At 48.8% G+C, this 21,547-nt stretch carries 13 protein-coding genes and 1 tRNA gene; 8 read left to right on the top strand and 6 right to left on the bottom strand.

Features of this window, described 5'->3' with window-relative positions:
• Positions 1-179: 179 nt before the first annotated feature.
• From LLH06_RS20665 to LLH06_RS20645, 5 genes are all read left to right on the top strand, one after another.
• Complete coding sequence (locus LLH06_RS20665) at positions 180-854, top strand: hypothetical protein (protein WP_228171184.1); 675 nt, start codon at positions 180-182, stop codon at positions 852-854.
• Positions 855-1,856: 1,002 nt separating this feature from the next.
• The gene (locus LLH06_RS20660) at positions 1,857-2,450 is read left to right on the top strand and encodes a Crp/Fnr family transcriptional regulator (RefSeq protein ID WP_228171183.1); all 594 of its coding nucleotides are present in this window, start codon (positions 1,857-1,859) and stop codon (positions 2,448-2,450) included.
• Positions 2,451-2,520: 70 nt separating this feature from the next.
• Positions 2,521-3,333, top strand: coding sequence for a sterol desaturase family protein (locus LLH06_RS20655; protein ID WP_228171182.1), 813 nt, complete (start codon positions 2,521-2,523; stop codon positions 3,331-3,333).
• A gap of 176 nt (positions 3,334-3,509) precedes the next feature.
• The gene (locus LLH06_RS20650) at positions 3,510-3,857 is read left to right on the top strand and encodes a nuclear transport factor 2 family protein (protein WP_228171181.1); all 348 of its coding nucleotides are present in this window, start codon (positions 3,510-3,512) and stop codon (positions 3,855-3,857) included.
• Positions 3,858-3,989: 132 nt separating this feature from the next.
• Positions 3,990-4,063 (top strand) — tRNA-Asp (locus tag LLH06_RS20645).
• An 85-nt stretch (positions 4,064-4,148) separates the two neighbouring features.
• Here LLH06_RS20645 and LLH06_RS20640 read toward each other — a convergent pair.
• Positions 4,149-4,574, bottom strand: coding sequence for a winged helix-turn-helix transcriptional regulator (locus LLH06_RS20640; protein ID WP_228171180.1), 426 nt, complete (start codon positions 4,572-4,574; stop codon positions 4,149-4,151).
• A 133-nt stretch (positions 4,575-4,707) separates the two neighbouring features.
• Here LLH06_RS20640 and LLH06_RS20635 point away from each other — a divergent pair, with 133 nt between their 5' ends.
• Positions 4,708-5,490 (top strand): SDR family oxidoreductase, encoded by a 783-nt coding sequence (locus LLH06_RS20635; protein WP_228171179.1) that lies wholly within the window; start codon positions 4,708-4,710, stop codon positions 5,488-5,490.
• A 23-nt stretch (positions 5,491-5,513) separates the two neighbouring features.
• Positions 5,514-5,837 (top strand): nuclear transport factor 2 family protein, encoded by a 324-nt coding sequence (locus tag LLH06_RS20630; protein ID WP_228171178.1) that lies wholly within the window; start codon positions 5,514-5,516, stop codon positions 5,835-5,837.
• A gap of 133 nt (positions 5,838-5,970) precedes the next feature.
• Here the strand turns inward: LLH06_RS20630 and LLH06_RS20625 are convergent, their stop codons facing one another.
• From LLH06_RS20625 to LLH06_RS20610, 4 genes are all read right to left on the bottom strand, one after another.
• A complete protein-coding gene (locus LLH06_RS20625; RefSeq protein ID WP_228171177.1) occupies positions 5,971-7,950 on the bottom strand; it encodes a RagB/SusD family nutrient uptake outer membrane protein in 1,980 nt (659 codons plus the stop codon).
• Between the two features lie 11 nt (positions 7,951-7,961).
• Positions 7,962-11,174 carry a SusC/RagA family TonB-linked outer membrane protein gene (locus LLH06_RS20620; RefSeq protein WP_228171176.1) on the bottom strand — a complete coding sequence of 1,071 codons (3,213 nt, stop codon included), beginning with the start codon at positions 11,172-11,174 and terminating at the stop codon, positions 7,962-7,964.
• Positions 11,175-11,838: 664 nt separating this feature from the next.
• Positions 11,839-14,955, bottom strand: a complete 3,117-nt coding sequence (locus LLH06_RS20615) for a glycoside hydrolase family 2 TIM barrel-domain containing protein (protein WP_228171175.1) — start codon at positions 14,953-14,955, stop codon at positions 11,839-11,841.
• Between the two features lie 75 nt (positions 14,956-15,030).
• Positions 15,031-15,885, bottom strand: coding sequence for a glycoside hydrolase family 16 protein (locus LLH06_RS20610; protein ID WP_228171174.1), 855 nt, complete (start codon positions 15,883-15,885; stop codon positions 15,031-15,033).
• A 239-nt stretch (positions 15,886-16,124) separates the two neighbouring features.
• Between LLH06_RS20610 and LLH06_RS20605 the strand changes: the two genes are divergently transcribed.
• A complete protein-coding gene (locus LLH06_RS20605; protein WP_228171173.1) occupies positions 16,125-20,162 on the top strand; it encodes a hybrid sensor histidine kinase/response regulator transcription factor in 4,038 nt (1,345 codons plus the stop codon).
• A gap of 27 nt (positions 20,163-20,189) precedes the next feature.
• Here LLH06_RS20605 and LLH06_RS20600 read toward each other — a convergent pair whose 3' ends face one another.
• Positions 20,190-21,539 (bottom strand): sensor histidine kinase, encoded by a 1,350-nt coding sequence (locus tag LLH06_RS20600; RefSeq protein WP_228171172.1) that lies wholly within the window; start codon positions 21,537-21,539, stop codon positions 20,190-20,192.
• Positions 21,540-21,547: the final 8 nt, after the last annotated feature.

Raw genomic sequence — 21,547 nt, 5'->3', positions numbered from 1 at the left:
GCTAATGAATGATGCATAACAGCTTCTTGCGTCAATATGATGGATCAAGCAGCATGCTACTTATATATGCATAAATATAACCGCGAGGTTTTTACCAAGAACTAGCGATGTGGATGTAGATCTTGCGCTCCCACAAACCTTATCATTAGATTGTATTCTAACCTCAAATTGGTATATTAGTGAATAAGAGCAGTAGAATTCTGGCCTCTTCTAATTTCATCCGGATTGGTAAAGCTTGGGAGGGATACATTGCGGGTGTCATGCGAAATAATCATTGGGACCATGTGGTTGAAAACGTCGTTCTACGACGGAATGGTCAAGCGTTAACAGATGTTGACTTGGTGGCGAAAAGGGGCGACACCCTTTACATCATACAGATCAAAGTATATTACGGAAATGGTATTAGCCAATTTGAGCAATGGAAGTTTCGTCAAAAACTGGAACACGGCGTTGAGCAGGTAAAACTGTCTGCCGACGCCATCGCGTCAGATTCCAATGTTTTGAAAGCATATTTTACAAGCACGCAATTGGCCGAAATACAGCGCACCCAGCCATTAGTCATGACAAATACCCATTATTATAATGGCTGGTGGTGCCGGGACGTGCCAGTAATGAGCACTGGTGCACTCATGCAGATCATCAACGGTGCTACAGATCGTTTCGTGGATATTGACGGAAAGGTGCTTGATACCAAACGATATGCCGCCGGGGATGTGTTGACCAACGACGAAATTTTTGATTTCCTGGAAACACCGTTGGATTGGCGTATCGGTGATACAGCGCAGGCTTTGCATCATCACCGGGAAACCTTTGATCACGCCGTATTGAAATTCCCGTACTTTATAGTTCAATAAGACAACCTAGTTTATAAATCAACTACGGTAACTCACTTTACAAGTGCCATTAAATGTGAACGGATGGATAAAGATGAACGATTATTCCGCTAGACACAAATGACGGATTCGAACCTGCCGAATGCTTTGAATGTAAGTTTACATTATAAGTTTAACATCACAACGAAGTGTCTGGCACACAGATAAATTAATAATGTAAATGGATGCCGATAAAGTCGATTCAATTTCGCCTCCAATTGAACGGATGTTGAGGTCATCTCGATTCGAAGTTTATTTTTATTTAACTTCGGCTCATATGAATATTATTACGTGTGTTTCACGAAAAAGCGTGATCTTTATCTCAATACACTAAGTAGCATAATTTAAGGGTCAGTTAGTGGCTATTTGGTGAGCGCCCGGTGAGCAGGGTAATAAACCAAGACATAGATATCGAAAGAGAGCCCGCAACGCAATTTTCAGCGTTCCCTCCGGTTCCAAATCAGCCCCCATTTTCAAATTGCTTTCTTAAATATATGTTGATCTATTCACCGATTTTGTTTAACTTTAAACAAGTCATTAGGAATCAAAATACTGCAAATTCTCCGCGAGAAATTCGGGAGTAAAATTTCAGCAGTTCAGTAAAGTATTGACATTTAATAGCATAACGAAGTGGTTCGAGTCCCGTCCATTCCGCTAAAAACATTCACAGAATGTGCAAAAGCCTTCAAATTTAACGATTTGAAGGCTTTTTGTTTTGCTGCCTACCTTATAATGTCCAAACATCACCAACGACAAGGTTAGGATCGATCTGGCATCTGTTCCATACCATTTACCAACGCTACCAGCGCCACTTGTCAAAGGAGCTTTTCAATACGCCATTGCAGATCAAGCAGTTATTATTAAGTTGAATTTTATAATACCGGCCTTTGGCTGAGAAATAAAGCGGCCACCTGAAGCGTTTTGATGAATTGAGGTGACACCGGATCTTCGCATAACCTATTAATTTTAATTGATCGCAAGCGCATGACGGCATTTGAAAAATTATCTCTTGAGCAGTACCTCGATAATTTACAGGCCTTTTTGCCGGCCCAACTCATGGACCTAAAAAGATTCATCAGCCTGCGGCAGGTCAATGCGGGCGAAATCTATATCCCGGTGGGCAGTAACTCACAAAAACTGGCTTTTATCATCAAAGGATTGATCCGCACCTATCTGCTAACACCGCATGGAGAGGAGCGCACCTTGATGCTACGGTGGGAGAATCAGTTCTTTGCCGCGCACGATACGATATTGAATGGGATACCAACGCGGTTCGCGTATCAGGCCATGGAGGACACCCTGTTACTTGAGATGGATCATGCCAAGGTCGCGCCAGTGATCGAACAAAATTTGGAACTGGCCAACTTCCAAAATAAGGTGACATTGGAAATGCTGGCGGGCGCAATGGAGCGCATGGAAGAATTTGTATTACTTACCGCAGAAGAGCGCTACCAGCGCCTGATCACCCAAAAACCAGATATTTACAACCGGGTGCCTGATAAATATCTGGCCAGCATGCTGGGTGTCACTCCGGTCACCTTAAGCAGGATCAGGAAACGCACTCTAAATGGCAGATGACTTTATTAGCGTTTGATAATTTTTTCCGGATCAGCGTGAAGTAGTTTTGATGAACTTAATAAGACAGATCATGCTTAAAGATATCATCCAATTACTGACCATATCCGTGCTTCGGTATTTCATCATTTCTGGAGTGGCCTTTTTCCTCTTTTACTGGCTGGGTGAGCACTGGTTCGCCCCTAATAAGATTCAGGGAAATAAGGCCGGACGTAAAGACTTCATACGCGAGATACTGCATTCAATGCAAACCACTGTTGTTTTGACGATCATAGGGTGTGTCATTATGTTCACCCCATTAAAAAAATTCACCCTGATCTATGATGGTCTTCATGACCGGTCAATGGTTTGGTTCTTTTGTTCACTTGTGATCGCGTTTCTGATCCACGACACATATTTTTATTGGATGCATAGGTTGCTTCACCACCCCCGCCTCTTCAAGCTGACGCATCTATTGCATCATCGATCCAATAATCCATCTCCATGGGCTGCATACTCATTCAGTTTCATTGAGGCCTGGACGGAAGGGCTGGTTCTGCTCCTGATCGTGTTGGTGCTACCTATTCATTTGTATGCGATAATGGCTTTTGTTCTCGGCGGGTTCGTGATCAACGTTTACGGTCACCTGGGGTACGAAGTGGCACCTTTATGGTTGCGCGGAAGCATCCTTTTTGAGATCGTGAATACCTCGGTGCACCACAATGTTCATCATAGTAAATTTAAGGGCAACTACGGCTTGTATCTCCGTATCTGGGACCGTTTAATGGGTACAGAGCACCCAGATTATGTAGCTATTTATGACCGCGTACAACAAAAGCGAATGGCTTCGACAAGCGCTAAAAAGCTTAGCTCCTTTAAAGCCCTGTGGAGCGATCGGTCAATTTGACTGAGTAGGATCTGCCGCTTAATCGGTGCTCATTCATGCGTGTATATTGGGGTTTCTCTATAACATTGCGCGGCTTTCCAAAAGATAAAATGACGCGCAGGTCGAACACAATGATAAACGGTCCGCTGTTTTACGATAGCGAATTGATGATCGATCACCTTTTAAACGAGTAACATATGTCTGAATATAATAAGTCGATTTTAGAAAAAGCGAACCAGGCGATCAAACAAGGCGACAACGAGGGCTTTCTAACATTTTGTACCGACGATACCACATGGAACTTTATTGGCGACAAGGTTCTTTCGGGAAAGCAGGAAGTGCGCGAATGGATGAAGGAAGGATACAAGGAGCCACCGAGATTCACCGTGTCAGATATGATCGCTGAGGCGGACCATGTGATCGCCATTGGCACCATCCAACAACAGAACGAGGATGGAGAAGACGAAACCTACCGGTACTGTGATGTCTGGAAGTTTCGCGATGGGTTGATGTGCGGTCTCGAAGCATTCGTTATTAAAAGTTAGTAACCGCCAGGGCCATTATTATGATGCTGACAATTACGGCTTATGGCCTCAAAAGCCATATTTATCACAATAACGTGCAGATATTTTAACACATCTTGAAAGAGTTTTATATATTTGCAGTCCCAAACGGGAGGAGTGGTAGTTCAGCTGGTTAGAATACATGCCTGTCACGCATGGGGTCGCGGGTTCGAGTCCCGTCCATTCCGCAAAAAAGGGTCATTATGACCAAAAGCCTGTAAATAGATCTACAGGCTTTTTTTATTTTAAGCACGCCGCTATTGAACGAACTACTCAAATAGAGGCCGTATCGCTCACAGGCACCTCATCGTCTTCGTAAAAAGGTATAGGCAGGCCTGATGATAGTGCTGTTTGCTTTAAAATGACCTTGCGTAACCGTTCCTGGTGCTCATCTCCCCATATACCTATAGCACTGATCAGCGGAATGAGTGTTTGGCCAAGCTCGGTAAGGTCGTATTCCACCTTTGGGGGCATTACCGGGTAGATGGTCCGGCTTACCAATTCATGGTCTTCCAGCTCCTTTAATTGCACGTTCAATACCCGGCGCGATACATCAGGGATCTTGCGTTGCAGCTCGCTCGGCCGTTTGTGGCCTTGATGAATGAACCACAAGATGCGGATCTTCCATTTGCCGTACAGTACTTCTCCCACGAGGTCGAGCCCGCAGTTGAGCGATGGAGCGATCTTTTTCACATACATAATAACAAATATACGATAGCGGCCACAAGTGGGCAATACGGATAAATTCAGCCCTATTTGATTCGTAAGCCCGTAATTGTATGGTATCGGCGTACTACGGAGATTTGCACCAACACATTTAATAACAGCTGAAATGAATTATCAAAATGAACTATCGGGCAAGATCACCCTGGTGACCGGAGGTACAAAAGGAGCAGGAAAGGCCATCGCCGAAAGGCTGTTACAAGCCGGTGCAACAGTGATCATCACCGCAAGGAACGCTCCCGAAACAGAGAACAACAGCTTGCATTTTATTGCTGCTGACCTGAGCAAGGCGGAGGATGCGCAAAAAGTGATCAGTGAAGTGCTGAAAACCTATGGCAGGCTGGATATCCTGGTGAATAACCTCGGCGCTTCATCAACACCCGCCGGTGGTTTTGCAGCATTGAATGATGAGGATTGGATCTCGACCCTGCAAGCCAACCTGTTGGCTCCGGTAAGGCTCGACAGGGGCTTTTTAGCACAAATGATCGAGCGAAAAAATGGCGTGATCATCCACATCGCTTCCATCCAAGGCATATTGCCGCTATATAATTCTACCTTGCCATATGCCGCTTCGAAGGCAGCGTTGATCAATTACAGTAAAAGCTTATCTAAAGAGGTCACACCAAAAGGTGTTCGCGTACTGACCGTTTCACCTGGGTGGATCAATACATCAGCATCGGTAGCTTGGTTGGGCGAGATAGCGAGGAATGCCAACAGTACCGTAGAAGAAGCTCAGCAAGGAGTAATGGACGCCTTGGGCGGGATCCCATACGGCAGACCGGCCGAACCGGAAGAAGTGGCCGAGTTGGTAGGGTTCCTCGTCTCTCCACGAGCTAATTATTTAACAGGGACCAATTTCATTATCGACGGTGGGACCGTACCGACCATCTAAACAACCTAAAACACATCGATACCATGAAATTACCACAAGTAGTACAGCGTTTTATAGAAACGCAGCACATTTACAACAGCAAGGCTTTCGCAGATTGTTTCACCGGATCGGCTATCGTTCACGATGAGGGTAAGACCCATAAGGGCAAGGAAGAGATCCAACAATGGATCCAACATGCCATGGAAGTGTATCGGTCTCAGCTTAAACCGCTTCAGTATGACGAGTCAGACTCGAAGGGCGTGCTTACCGCTGAAGTGTCAGGCACATTCCCTGGCAGCCCGGTGGTGCTCAAATTCAATTTCGGCTTTAAGGACAGCCTTATCGACTCTTTGAACGTGACCCAATAAGTTGGGCTCGCGTAAAACTCTATTAATAAAAAAGCCTCTAAGAAATAACTTCTTAGAGGCCCCCAATTTAATGTCATTGACCTTGCCCTATCTACTCATAGGGCAAAGGTTCAATGCGCAGTTTACAGCAAGCTTATTGCGGAACACCGCCGGCTTGTGTAGGCCATCCCGGGTTTTGGTATATTGGCGTGGTGCCATTGCTTGATGCGATCACAAATTCCTGGGCAGCAACAGGGCTCAGGTAATGTGCCATGATCCATTTGGCACCGTTGTATGATAATGAGGTGTTTCTGATCTCTTGCGGACGCAGGTATAGGCTCAAGGCAGGGTCTGAAACGTTAGACTTGGTATTGGATGCGCCATAGATCAGCGTTGAACCGTACCATGATTGCATTGGGCCCCATAGTTTGAAGCCTTCAAAGTGGTATGGCTGAGTGATCAGCTGATCCATAGCTCTCCACCTGATCAGGTCCATATAGCGTAAGCCTTCGGCCATCAGCTCACATCTTCTCTCACGTCTGATGTTATACAGCGTAGGCGATATAAGCGTACCGGCCGAGTAAGCGCCCATGTCCAGGGTCTCTTTTGACATATCGGTAGCGGCAATGGTCTTTTGGAAGTTAGGGTCCACCTTAGCACGGTTACGTAGTTGCGCCCAGTAGGTTGCAGCGGTACCGTCAATGCTACCGGTCAGCTCGTAGCTCGCCTCAATGTAGTTCAGGTAAGCCTCAGTAGCCCTGAAGATGATACATCCAGTGTAACCACCACCGTTGCGCGCCTGGGCACCGTCATAGTTCAGGCCTTTACGGATAGCGTAACCGGTGGAGTATTTTTGCTCATAGGTGGATACGGTGATCAGCGGATTAGGCTCAACAGCGGTAACGTGGGTACCTGCGCTTGCGTTCAACAAAACGTTCTTTTGACCGGGCTCTTTCAGGAACAGGTTCAAACGGCCGTCACGATCTGCTCTTACATCGCTAATGTAGTTATCACCTTTGTAACCGCTTCCGGCAGCATATATGGGTAGGCCATTGCTCATCACAAAGCTTTCAACCATACTGCGGGTCAAACCAACAGCGTTGTTGCCGATCATGGCGTATACAGGTACGTTGTGGGTAACGATGTTCTGTGCATATTGTCTCCACAGCAACACTTCGCTATAGCCCGACATATCCACCGCACTGAACATGTTGAAGTATGGGTTCTCGTTGGTAGGCGCTTCAATAATACCGGTGTTGTTGGTCAGCGCCACTTTGCTGGCCACTGCCTGGGCCGCCTTCATCGATTCGCTCAGGAAATACTGGATCTCGCCATCGATGCTACCAGAAGGGAACTGATAGCTGGAATTATAGCTGACCGTCTTTCCTGGCCAGTTGGTACCGTTAGGTACGAAGGCGGTACCTTTAAAGTACTTTAGCCAGGTACCTTCAAAAAGGCCCACACGTGAACGCAGTAACAGGGCACACTCTTGCGAGATACGGTTCTTATTACCTACCGAACCTGATTGCAGTAAGGTAGCGGCCGAGTCAAGGTCTGACAGGATGAACCTGGCCACCTCGGTACGTGGGCGGCGCTCGCTGGCCTTGGTCAGTATGCTCAGGTCATCAGGCAGTGGTGACCTTAAGATAGGGAAGTCGCCAAAACGCTGAAGTTTGGTAAAATACTCGTAGGCACGTAAAAAGTAGATCTCGCCAATGTATTGGTTGATGTTAGTGCTGCTACCGGTGATCTGTCCGGCGCGCCATCTTGGTAACGTTTGCGACAGGAAGTAGTTCAACTGGCGGATGTTGCCAAAGTTCCAATCGCCACCGTCAAGATTCACGCGCCACTGACCCGGAATGAACCGGTTGTTCAGATCAGGGGTGATCATGTTATCGGTATTAGCATCGATACCAAAGGTGCCAAAGGTCCAGTTCTGGTGTGATGGCAGGATGCTGGAATAGCGGGCAATGGCATAAGCGCCTAATTGCGACTGCTCATTGAAAAAGCCTTCAGGCGTGATCTGCGACAATGGCGCCTGATCAAGCTGTTTTTTACAGGCCGAGGTGAATATCACTAAGCTTAACAACAGGTAAGCAAAGCTCTTTTTAATATTGATTTGATCGAATTTCATAATGGATCAGATTAAAATGTAGCACTTAGACCAAATGATACCACTTTTGAAAGCGGATAAGGGTTACCTACCCAGTTGTAATCCAGCATTTCCGGATCGAACATCTTGGCCAGTTTGGTCCAGGTCACCAGGTTCTCACCAGAGGCGAACACTCTCAGTTTTGACAGGCCTATACGCTTGGTAAGCATGTTAGGAATGGTGTAACCTAATTGGATGTTCTTCAGGCGCAGGTAAGCAGCATTTTGTACGTAGCGGGTTTGTACCTGTTGATTCTTTTTGGTGCCAAATGTTGGACGTGCATAATAGCTGTCGGTATTTACACCCAGCGGACTGCTTGGATCGTTCCTGAAGTAGTCGAGGTGTTGTTTTAAACCTGATGACCACCAGATCACGTCAGTAGCACCCCAGAAAAGGTAGCTATCGGTAAAGTAATCTCTTTTCAACACACCCTGGAAGAACGCTCTAAAGTCGAAACCTTTATAATCGGCACCCACATCAAAACCTACGCGGTAACGGGCGGTGCTGTTACCAATGATGTGACGGTCGCCCGGGTTAGCTTCGGTAGATGATCCGTTATCGAACTTGCCATCTTTGTTATAGTCGGCATACATGATGTCACCAGCACCCCACTGCGCACCAACGATAGATTGTCCGTTGCTCAGGGTAGCTAAGTGAGCGTCCATCTCAGCTTGTGTTTTAGCGATACCTACGGTAGTGTAACCCCATATCTCGCCCAGTTTTTGACCAACACGGTAGTTGTTCAGGTTGCCTGCCGGGTTAGGGTAACGGGTAACCGTCACCTGGTTGTCAGAGAATAACAATTTAACGTTATAACCTAAGCCATTTTTAAGGCGGTCGTTCCAGCCGATCTCTAACTCATAACCGGCCGATTTAAGGTCAGTGTTGTTAGTGGCCGGAGGGGTAACACCCAATGTTGCTGGTAGCAATTGGGCAGGGCCTAACATGTCAAGGGTCTTGCGGATAAAGTAGTCGAATGAACCGGTCAAACGGTTGTTGAAAAATCCGAAGTCCAAACCAGCGTCGTAGGTCTTAACGGTCTCCCAGGTCAAGGTAGTGCTGATCAGGCTTGGTGCACCGGCAGTACTTGGCTGCTGGCCACCTACTAACCATGAACCGTTGGCCGCACCATAAGGTATGGTCAGGTAGGTCGGATACCAGTCGCGTGTGTTCTGGTTACCCAGGCTGCCGTATGAACCACGGAACTTGAAGGTATTAACGGTCTTGTTCAGGCCTTGAAAGAAATCTTCACGGGCGATGTTCCAGCCGGCAGACACTGAAGGGAAAACACCCCAGCGTTTATCAGAACGGAACCTTGAAGAAGCATCGGTACGCAGGTTTGCCTCTAAGAGGTATTTGCCATCATAATCGTAGTTCAAACGACCGAAGAAACCTGCTGTGGCCCATTGCTGATATTGACCGTTGAGCGATGGCGCTACCACTTTACCGTTGGCATCAAGGCCGGAGGTCAGGTTCAACACCGGTTGAGCCGCAATGATGACGCCCTGACGTGAACCGCTAAGGTCACGGTATTTGGTCATCTCGGTCTGGTAACCTAACAATATTTTGAAGTTGTTTTTCTGTATGCTCTTAGAGTACTCGGAATAGATGTTGGCGTTAAAATAATTCTCTTTAAAAGCGTACTCATAAACGCTTGATGAGTTGCTGTATACATAAGCGTTGCCGGCCACATCGTGGTTGTAAAGCTGTTGTACATCGTAATGACGGAAATCGTTACGGATACGGTAGTTCACCTCGGCAGTTGTACGCCAGCCTTTGATCGGCTGTAACACCAATTGTAACTGGTGATAGTTCCAATCCTTAGTGGTACGGTCCTGACCGCCCTGATCCAAACCTAAGGCAGGTGAAGGCGACGAGAACAGGTAACCATTAGGGTCTTTCAACGGTAATACCGGCCATCCCTGGCGGGCAAGGTCATTGTACAGACCATCGGTCATAAATGATGGGCGTTTCAATTCCTCTCTCGAGAAACGCATCGAGTAGTTCAGGTCAAGGTACTGGCTGATCTTGTTATTGATCTTGGCGGTAACGCCATAACGGTTGTAACCATCAGGATTGTAGCGCATCAGACCGGCTTGGGTCAGGTAGTTGCCTGATATGTAATAGGTGGTCTTTTCGTTACCACCTGTAATGCTCATGTTGTGCTCTTGCGCAAATGAATGGTCTTTGTAGATGGCTTTGTACCAGTCAACATTGTCATTACCATAAGCATAACCATCGGCCCAAAAGTTCTTGTTGCTCGGGTTAGGGATGATGCTTGCCGTAATTTTGCCATCCTGGTAATCCTTGATGCGTTTTAAACGATCAGCGTCAAAAAAGGCAGTGCTACCACCATTGATGTTGGCATCGTTAAAGTACAGGGCGAAGCTGTAAGAGTCAAGCATTTCGGGCCTTACCACCGGGGTGGTGATACGGAAGCTGTTATTATAGTTCACCTGGATGTTACCCAGTTTGCCACGTTTGGTGGTGATCAGGATCACGCCGAAAGCAGCTCTTGAACCATAGATCGATGAGGCAGAAGCATCTTTAAGTACCGAGATGCTTTCCACATCCTGAGGGTTCAAGCTGTTAAGGTCGCCGGCCATGTTATCGATCAGGATCAGTGGGTCGGTATTGGTGTTACCACCGATAGAGCCGGTACCACGGATGTTGATCGACGGAGAGCTTTCCAATGAACCGTTGCTTTGAGTGATGTTAAGGCCGGGGATCAAACCTTGCAGCGCCTGGGTAACGTTCTGTACCGGGCGGTTGGCAAGGTCTTTTGCTGTTACGGTGGATACCGCACCGGTAAGGTTAACTCTTTTTTGCTTACCAAAACCTACCACCACTACATCGTTCAGGCTGTTCAGGTCTGACTCGAGCGACAGGTCTATACGATAGACCGAGCCGGTATTAGGCTTATAGTCGGCCACTGATACGGTACGGGTCTTGTAACCCACGATGGAGATCACCAGGGTGGCGTTCGCATCGGCTTTCAAAGTGTAGGCGCCGTTCACGTCAGAGCGGGTGCCGTTGGTAGTGCCTTTAACGGCGATGCTTGCTGCGGGGATAGGTCCTTGTGCATCTTTTAAAACACCTTCTATCGTTACACTCTGGGCAAACAATAATACTGGGAAACACAGGATGAACCAGGTAAGTGCCCAGTGAGCTTTGTGATTTTTTAAAAAGTAAAAGTTCAACTTCATGTTCAAAAATTGGTTAAGCCATCAACAGCGGCATAGAGCCCAGGCTTCTGCATATCCAGAGGACATCGTAGAGACCCGAGGAGATATCGCTGTTGCTGATGACAGCATGATCAGATAAATGACGGAGGTGCAGCACGCCACGCACGCCGATGTGCAGGGTACAGGGCTGAGCTACAAGTAATGTCATTTGAGTGGTTACTCAAGTTCCATAGCTCTGAGCTACAAACTTAACTCAGCCGGGAGTTTATAAGGAAGATCGTTTTGGTAAATCGGTCATCATAAAATAGGGGTTTATAGTTTTGTTAGCTTGCTCTACTAGATATGAGCGTTAACGAAAATACTGAGTAGTGGGGGCTTCGATAGGGTATCGAATCGTCCAGATAGAGGGGGTAAACTGTCCAAATAAAGCTCTGTCACCCATTTTTTACCAACGGCATGCAGGATTTTAACAAATTAGTCGTAAAGGGCTAAGGAGCGTCAAATATTTGCTGCCGGCAAGTTGCTGGGCCAAGTGCATGAGCACTATGTGAAATAGAAAGAGCCTGATCATAAAGTTTTGATGAACTTTACGGTCAGGCTCTTAATTGGATCAACAAGGTCACACACATTAAAGTAACTCACCACGCGGCGGGTGACGCGCCGCGCGGTGGTGTTCAGGCTTGGATCAACGTTTGTCTTCCAGGCTCAGGGTATAGGTATAGCTATACTTTTTATCAAGCAGGCGGTACGGCTTGTGCGGCAGAGCGCCCCAGCTGTCATCGCCACCTACGCCACGTTGGGCGAGGTCAATGTTCAGGTAGGTGTTGTTGCTGTATTGCAGATCGGTAGGGTGCTGTTGTTTTTTTGACAGACCAGGATCCAGATCCTCGGTAGATACGTTCAAGGCACTAAAGCAGATCGGTTGGGCACCTTCTATCTTGATGCTTTGGCCCTGTCCGTTGGTCAGTTTTAACCATCTCACATCGGTCTTGTAACCGCTCTCTTGAGGGCGTATATAGCCACGGTAATACTGGTTCTTTACTGAATCAGAGTACAGGCCTACAAACGAAGCGTCATGACGGTCGCTGTAGTTCTCCCAAGGGCCGCGGCCATAATAGGTCAAACGGTCATAACCACCCCACAGGCGCATGCGCATACCAAAGCGAGGCAATTCAGGCAGGTCGCGTCCGGTCATATCCATTGATGCGGTCACTTTGATCGAGCCATCATTGTTGACATGGTAAACTATTTTGTAAGGTACATCTACCCCGGCCAGTATCGACTTAACGGTCACGTTAACGCCATCCTCATCAGGTTTGCTCACATCAACGTCTTTGACCATGTTGTTAGCATGAGCATTGCGCCATATACCTAAACGCTCGGGCATGTTGTTACCAAAATCGTTATCGGTAGGGGCACGCCAAAAATAGGGTTCAGGTAACTGCCTGATCATTTGGCCAGTTGGGCCGGTAAGCTTGATCAGCCTTCCTGATGCCAGGTCAAATTCGCCGCTCACCTTGTTCTCCGCCGTGAACGACATCGTCTTGTCGCTCATTTTAACGGTTAGCTTGCCTTTAGCCGTAGCCATATTAGTAAAGTGATCGCCTTTTAGCTTGAATTGCTCTTCGGCTATAACATGGCCGGCGGGTATCATCTCTGTGGCCTTTTTAGTGGTTGCGCTCAGGGTCACAAAATACTCGTCATTTGCCTCAACGTTAGGTAAGGTCAATGGCAGTTGTATCTGTTTTTGCTGATGCGGAGCTAAGGCTACATCGAATTGGCCTTCCTTGAACAGCGTACCGTTCTTGTATATTTTCCAATTAAAGTTATACTGGTCCAGATCAGTGAAATCGAACTTATTGCTGATATCGAACTTGCCGCTCAACGGGTCGGTCGAAGTGAATAGTACGTTCTGGTAAACCTTTTTTACCTCATAAGCGCCCGGATCTGGCGTGCGGTCGGCACTCAAAATGCCGTCGGCCACACCGTTCTCGTCATTTTGCAGGTGGAAACCACCAAGGTCACCGCCGTAGGCCCAGTAAGTATCTTTATTGGAGTTGATGGCCTTGATGCCTTGATCTACCCAATCCCAGATAAAGCCGCCTTGCATGTGCTTGCTTGACGAGATAATGTCCCAATATTCCTGGAAGTTACCGTTGCTGTTACCCATCGCATGCGCATACTCGCACATGATGTACGGGCGGGCCTTATCGGCAGCGGCGTAGTTCTTCATGTTGCTGATGCTTGGATACATCGGACACACGATATCGGTATTAACATCCTCACCGGCCTGCTCGAATTGTACCGGGCGGCTGTTGTCGCGGCCTTTGATCCATTTATAAGTATCATGGAACACCGGACCGTTACCGCACTCGTTACCTAACGACCAGATGATCACCGATGGGTGGTTCTTATCGCGCTCCACCAACCGTACCGTACGATCGATGTGCGCCGGAGCCCATTCGGGCAGGTAGGCCGGGTGTTTAGCATGATCGAACCATGACTGGAACTCGGCACCCATACCATGCGTTTCGATGTTGGCCTCATCTACCAGGTAAAGACCGTACTGATCGCACAGCTTGTACCATTCGGGGTCATTAGGGTAGTGGCTGGTACGTACCGCATTGATGTTGAACTGCTTCATCAGCTTGATATCCTTCAACATAGTGGCGCGTACGGGTACGTGACCGGTCACATCATCATGTTCGTGGCGGTTCACCCCTTTTACCAGGATAGGCATACCGTTCACCATCAATTGTGAGCCTTTGATCTCGACCGTGCGGAAACCGATCTTGGTATTAGTGATCTGGTCTTGCTTGCCGTTATGGTAGGTCACCACGCAGTTATACAGGTTAGGGCTCTCGGCGCTCCATTTAAGCGGGTCGGTAACGGTACCGGCAAAGTTGAGCACTTGCATGCTATCCTTACCTCCGGTAACATTACGTGTTTGGGTGAACACGTTCTTGCCGGCTTTGTCTTTGATCTCAACGGTCACAGATCCGCGTGCCGGGCTATTCTTATCAAAAGAACGCAGGGTGACCTCAGCCGCGAACAAGCCATTTTTGTATTGGCCATCCAAACCAGGGTGCAGGAACATGTCCCAGATGGTCTTTTCAGGCATGGCGTACAGGAACACATCACGCTCTATGCCGCTTAAACGCCAAAAATCCTGGTCTTCCAGGTAGCTGCCATCATGCCAGCGGAACACCTGTACCGCCAGTTGATTGTTGCCCGGCTTAAGATATTTGGTGATATTGAACTCGGCAGGTGACTTGGCCACTTTAGACATGCCCACCTTTTTACCGTTCACATAAACGTAAGCACAGCCCGATATCGAACCAAAGTGAAGCAACACCTGCTGGCCTTTCCAATTGGCCGGTACGCTGAACGTACGGCGATAAGTACCTACCGGATCGTTCTCGCCGATCAGCGGTGGCTGGCGTAAGTGCGGGTAAGTGATATTGGTGTAGATCGGGATGCCAAAACCTTTCAATTCCCAGTTAGAAGGCACCGGTATGGTGCTCCAGCGCGAATCATCAAGGTCGGTGCGGTAAAAATCCTTCATCCGTTGTGATGGCTTGTCCACATACTGGAACTTCCAGTTGCCGTTAAGCGAGCGGTAATGGTCTGACCGTTTTTCGTCATCGGCCAGTGCATCTTTCATGTTGTTGTAAAGCATGAACGATGCATGGGCCTTTTCTTTGTGCCAGTCTACCGATGTGGGGTCTTCCCAATCGTTGCGCTTGTTCTGGGCATTTGCAATGCTTCCGATCAAGCAAAATATAAATAGGAACTTTCTCATGTGCTGCTAATGTGGTACACGGCCCTGCTGTTCAACAGCGGCCACATATACCGATATGGAAGGGCGTGGTAAAGGTCAATTAATTTTTTGGTAAGTCTTTACGTATTCTATCTCGTATTTACGCGGAAAAGTGGTGCGGCTTGGATCGCCGCCGTTGTCGCCGCCTAAAGCCAGGTTCAACAATATATAGTGCGGCTGTTTAAAAGGATTGATCCCGGTGCCGTCCTGGTTCATCAGATCCTTCAAGGCCACGCGGTTGAGGAGGATATCATCTACATACAGGCTGATCTCGTTCTCATCCCAGTCCATGCGCCAGTTATGGAATTTTTTGCTCCACTCCTTGCCGCCCAGGGCGCTGATCGGTTTATCAGTGCTGTACCATTTGGCCTTGTAAGCCGTAGCCGTACCACAAGCGATGTTGGCCAGCAGCATACCTCTGTAATACTCCATGATGTCGATCTCGCCGTTGGATGGCCACTGGCCTTTTACGCCCAGAGTCCAGAAAGCCGGCCATAAACCCGCGGCGGTGTCGATACGGGCACGCATCTCCATGCGCCCGTACTGCCAGCTGTGGGCATGGCGGGTATTCAAACTGGCCGATGTGTATTCGATAAATTCGCGGCTGGTGCGCCAGTCGGTGCTTTGGGGTACGTAAAGCGGGTTAGGCAGGTGTACCTTTTGCGCTTCAATGATCAGCTTGCCGTTCTTACAGTAAGCATTTTGCGGTTGGTACCACTGTAGCTCATGATTGCGCACAAAACCCTTTTCATATTGCCAATTGGCGGTATCGGGTAGGCCGTCACGCTCGAACTCATCGCTCCATACCAGGCGGTAGCCTTTGTGATCGGGCTTGGTTTGGGCTTGGAGGCCGCTCAGTGCAAAGGCGGTCAGCGCCAGGCCAACGGTCAATATCTTGGAGTAAGCTATCATCAGGAGTGGATCAAAATGTCCGGTAAGTATAAGCCGTAAGGCGCCGACCGGTCACAACCCTAAAGACCAAAAATGTATCCGGATACAGGAGGGTCAAATCTTCCTTTTGTAGGGGGTAAATCGTCCAAGCGGGGTTTTGTGGCCAACAAACCAACTCAATTTAGGTTAACGCTTAATTTTATCGGCAGATCCAGTAACTTTAGGTCATTTATTTCAGACCAATTCATCACTCAGGGAATATGCCCAAGGTTCGTTATTTCTTGATCATTTTTAGCATGCTGTTATTGGAAGGAGTGCGTGCACATACGCTGCCTATCCGAACCATCAGTATCAATGATGGCCTGTCGAATAACTCGGTTAACGCGATATTCCAGGATCACCTCGGCTTTATGTGGTTCGGTACGCACGATGGGTTGAGCTGTTACGATGGCAAGCAATTCGTCACGTTCCGCAATCATTTCGGCGATAAAAGCTCTTTGCCTTATAACTATATCTACTCGGTAGCTGAGGACAACAAAGGACGCATTTGGGCAGCTACCGGCCAGGGTGTAGGCATATATGACCGCTTTTCGCACAAGTTCACCACGCTTTACAGTCTTTCTACCCGGTCAAAAAGGCTGTTCCATATCGATAATGCCGTTAACGTGGTGAAGGCCGATGCGCAAGGCAACATGCTTATAGGCACTAACGGCATAGGCATGTTGCGGCAGGCAGCTAACGATACCGTGGCCACCCTCATTCCTTTTGTACAGGCCGATGGAAAGCTCTCTACCGCCTACAATGCAAGGGCGATCGTTACTGATGCCAAAGGGCAAGTGTGGGTAGGGATCGATGGGGAGGGGGTCTATCTTTACGTACCTAGGCTGAACAGGGTGGTGCCGGTGGTGAAAGGGCTGAAAAGTATCAACGCTCTTCAGGCTTCAAGTAATGACCTTTGGATCGGAACCGGTAAAGGCCTGTACTTGTATCGTTCGGCGCAGAGAACGGTGGTCAGATCTTCGCAGCTGTTCCCTTCCACGCTGGATAATGAGGACGTGACCTCTATACTACAGGTAAGCCCCGGCCGGGTTTGGGTGGGTACCACCAGCAACGGCCTTTTCCGGGTCGACCTCGACTCCCATACCACGCAGCATTATTATCCATCAAAGGATGGCAACAACTTCATCAGCAGCGAGATCGTGCCTGCCTTGTTTCAGGATAATGAACGCCGTGTTTGGATAGGCACGCTAAAGGGCGGCATCAACATCATCGATAATAACGACCAATATTTCCATGCCGTTACCCACGACCCACAGAACAAGAACAGCCTGATCTACCCGTACGTATCCGCTTTTAGCGAGGACCAAAAGGGCGTGTTATGGGTAGGTACTGACGGCGGTGGGATGAATAGCTGGGACCCCGTAACGCGCGAAGCCAAAGCTTACGTGCACGTTGCAGGTGATGCGGGCTCATTAAGCAGTAACCTGGTCACCAGTATCCTGACCGATGCTTACGGCGGCCTTTGGACAGCTACTTATGGGGCTGGTATCAATAGATTTGACCCACGTACGGGTAAGTTCAAAAAGTATCAGTGTGTATCGCCCTCTAATGAGGCGAGCAACTACGTTTGGCTGTTGTATGAGGACCATGAACAGAAGCTATGGGCAACTACCTTTGGTGGCAGTGTATTCTATTACGACCGTAAAGACGACCGCTTTAAGCAATTCAATAACGACTTTAATAACATGGTGGCGTTCATGGAAGACAGCCACCATGAGCTTTGGGCAGCTAACGCTCACTTCCTGAGCCGCATGGATCGTAACAATCAGGACCACCGTTTCTATGATGTGGGCAAGCCCATACGGGCGCTGCATGAGGATGCTCGCCACCGGTTTTGGATAGGTACCGAAGGGGGCGGTCTCATCTTGTTCGATCGTGATAAAGGCCAGGTGCTTAAGCAGTACACGGATGCCAACGGACTTTGCAACAATTCGGTATTAAGTATATTGGAGGATAAAAATGGCAAGCTGTGGATGAGCACCTTTGGTGGACTATCCTGCTTTGACCCGCGTACCCAAAAGTTCCGTAATTTTTACCGGGAGAACGGTTTGCAAAGCGACCAGTTCTCGTACAATGCGGCGCTTAAGCTCAAAAGCGGCGAGATGCTCTTTGGTGGTATAGGCGGTTTTACGCGGTTCGACCCTGATAGTATCAACTACAAGCCCAAGCCGCCGGTGCTGGTATATCTCACCTCTATCAAGGTCGATAATAAGGTGGTCACATCCGGCAGTAAGTACGTGAAAGGCTTTAACCGCACCGGTATCGATGAGGTGGAGGTGCCGTATCAAAAAGCAGATCTATCGGTTAGCTTTTCCTCGGTAGACCTTTCGCGCTCGGGTAAGGCCAAATACGCCTACTTCCTCGAGAATTGGGATAAGGACTGGTCGGTCACTACCTCGTCCGATCCGGTGAGCTACAGCCATTTGCATGAGGGTACCTACTACCTGCATGTGAAACGGAGCGATGCCTCGGGCAACTGGGGCCCTGACCGGGTATTGCTCACGGTGGTGATCTTACCGCCGTTCTACCGTACCATCTGGGCGTACCTTTTTTACTTGGTGGGTATCTCAGTAAGCATCTACCTGTACAACCGCTACCGGGTAAATAAGGCCCGCCTGGAGCATGAAGTTGAACTGGCCAATGCCAGCGCCGAAAAAGAAAAAGAGCTGAACGAACGTAAAACGGCGTTCTTTACCAATGTATCGCACGAGTTCAGGACACCGATCACCCTGATCGTGAACCCGCTTAAAGACAGTTTACAGAAGCGAATACCGCTCACCGAAAAGAACGGGCTTGAACTGGTATACACCAATGCGCAAAAGTTATTGAAACTGATCGATCAGTTGCTGGCCTTCAAAAGCATTGGCCAGCAAGACACCGCGCCGGTGCTTACGGTAGTGAACTTTAAGGTGCTGTGCCGCGAGTTGTTCAATAACTTCGTTAAAGAGGCCGAAATGAAGCGGCTTAACTACCAACTGACCGATGAGTGTGAGGATGCGCTGATCAATGCCGACCCAGCCCAACTGGAGGTGGTGATCAATAATCTGTACTCCAACGCGATCAAATACTCGCCCGAGGGTGCCGATGTTAAGGTGACCATATTTTGCAACGAGCAGCAGATCGGCCTGCGAGTGGCGGATACCGGGCCGGGCATACCGGCCGGCGTGGGTGATCGTATCTTCGACCGTTATTTCCGCGGGCCCGGCCCAGCCACGGCCAATAAGTCGGGTTTCGGTATAGGGCTTTACCTGGCAAAGACCTATGTTGAAGCGCATCATGGGTCGCTCACCTATCGCTCTACCGAGGGTCAGGGTGCTACTTTTGAGGTACTGTTACCACGCACGCCTGTGCCATCGGCGCAGCAACCGTTGCAGCCCATAATAGTGACCGAACCGGTGATGGACCGCCCTGCCGACGACAGCTATGACGAATGCGACCAACCGGAGAACTGGACCGATAACCGGCACAGCGTACTGGTGGTTGAAGATAACACCCATTTGCGTGAGTACATACAATCGGTACTTAAAGAGGAATACCAGGTGTACACCGCATCCAACGCCGAAAAAGGTTACGAAGCCATTGTGAAGTATTCGCCCGACCTGGTGGTGACCGACATTATGATGGATGGCAAGAACGGGGTGGAGCTTTGCGCCCAGATCAAGGCCGATCCAAAATACTCGCACATCCCGGTGATCCTGCTCACGGCCATTACTGATGATCAGATGCGCCTCACCGCCGCGCAGACCGGTGCCGATGATTACCTGACCAAGCCGTTCGAGCGCGAAATGCTGATGGCCCGGGTAAAGACCCTGCTCAAGAACCGGAACACCCTGCAACAATACTTCTACAACGAGGTAACGCTTAAAAAGCAGGACCTCAAGGTATCACCTGAATACCAAGAGTTCCTGAAAGAGTGTATCCGCATCGTGAACGATCACATAGCCGAGGAAGATTTCAACATCGTTACCTTTACCAGTGAGATAGGTATGAGTCGATCTAACCTTTACCGCAAAGTGAAGCTGATGTCGGGCTTGTCCATTTCTGGTTTTGTCCGGTTCATCCGTTTGCGCAAGGCGGCCGAGTTGATGATCGATACCAATATGACCATCAGCGAGATATCATTCCACGTGGGGATCATGGACGTGAAGTACTTCAGAAAACAGTTCAACAATGTGTTCGGCATGAACCCGTCCGACTATATCAAAAAGTACCGGGCCGTGTTCGTGAAAAAGAGCTAAGGGACCAGGTAGTATTTGGCGGTCAAATCAGGCCGTGGTAAAGGTGATGGTGAAAACCGTGCCTTTCCCCAATAAAGAATGCACCTCAAAAGCGGCGTTATGCAGCTTGAATATCTTTTGCGATAGTGACAGCCCTATACCATTACCCGGATAACCCAACGCGTTGAACGAACGGTAAAACGGTTGAAAGATCTTGCTCAACTCGGCCGGATGAATGCCTATGCCTTTATCCTCTACCTGTAGTATTACGGTGCGGCCGTTGGCAATGATATCGAAATTGACCTGGCTCTTATCAGAGAATTTGAGCGCATTGCTCAGGATGTTGTTAATAGCGATGAACAACAGCCGCCGGTTGCCGTGGATCATGCTCAGATCGGGGTCGTCAGGCAGCTGCAGATCGATCACCAGCCGCTCCTCATAGGGCTTAAATTCTTCGGCGATCTGCCAGGCCAGCTCATCAATACGTATGGGCTCAAAATTGGTGAGGTCCATATTAATGTCCATCAGCTCGCGCAGATGGGTAATGACGTCGTTCAGTTGGATCACGTTCTCTACCACCTCTCGCAGAGCGGTCTTATATTCTTCGGTGCTGCGGTCCTTCAACAAGGTTGTCTCGGCCTGGCCAAGCATAGAGGTGAGCGGTGTACGCAGCTCGTGCGAGGCATGGGCCACAAATGATCGCTGGCTTTCGAACGATTGCTCCAGATGCTCGAGCAGCTGATTGATGGAAAGCGAAAGACCATCGATCTCGTCAACGCGGCCCGTGCTTACTTTTAGCCGTTTGTGCAGCTCGCTGGCTTTGATACTGCCCAGATCATTGGTGATGCCTCCGATCGGCTTCAAAGAAGTAGTAGCAAAAAATTGCCCCACAAAAAAGGTTATGCCCAGGAACACCACGAACACGACCGACATCACCAGTCCCATTTGCTGGGTGGCATGCATGCCCCGCTTATCTACTGCCGATACGATGATGATGAAACTGCCCGAATTATCCAGGTAACGCATGCCGGTCACTAACTTTTGACCCTGCGCCGCATGCACCATCTTCTCCTTATTGATGCGGAGCAGGAACGACCGGGGCCAGTGGGTATCATCCTTAAGCGCGAAGCGCGTGTTCAGGTGGTCGTCATAAACGCGGTACGCCTCGTTGCTGAGCGTTCGTGGGAACTGGTGAAGCACCTCGCTGAACGTTTGGGCCGACAGGTCATCCTCACCCAAATGGAATTTTGCTACAGTAAGGGCTCGGTCATCGAGCATGTCATAAAATGACCGCTTACGATTCTCCTTAATGATAACGTAAAGGGAGGACAGCGCCAGGAAGAATAGGACCGCAAAAAGAAGAGTGAATTGGAGTGCCAGGCGGGTACGTACCTTCATGAGCAAGC

Origin of the sequence: Mucilaginibacter daejeonensis (genome assembly GCF_020783335.1) — a bacterium.
Taxonomy (GTDB): domain Bacteria; phylum Bacteroidota; class Bacteroidia; order Sphingobacteriales; family Sphingobacteriaceae; genus Mucilaginibacter; species Mucilaginibacter daejeonensis.
This window is presented reverse-complemented; position numbering and strand designations above follow the sequence as displayed.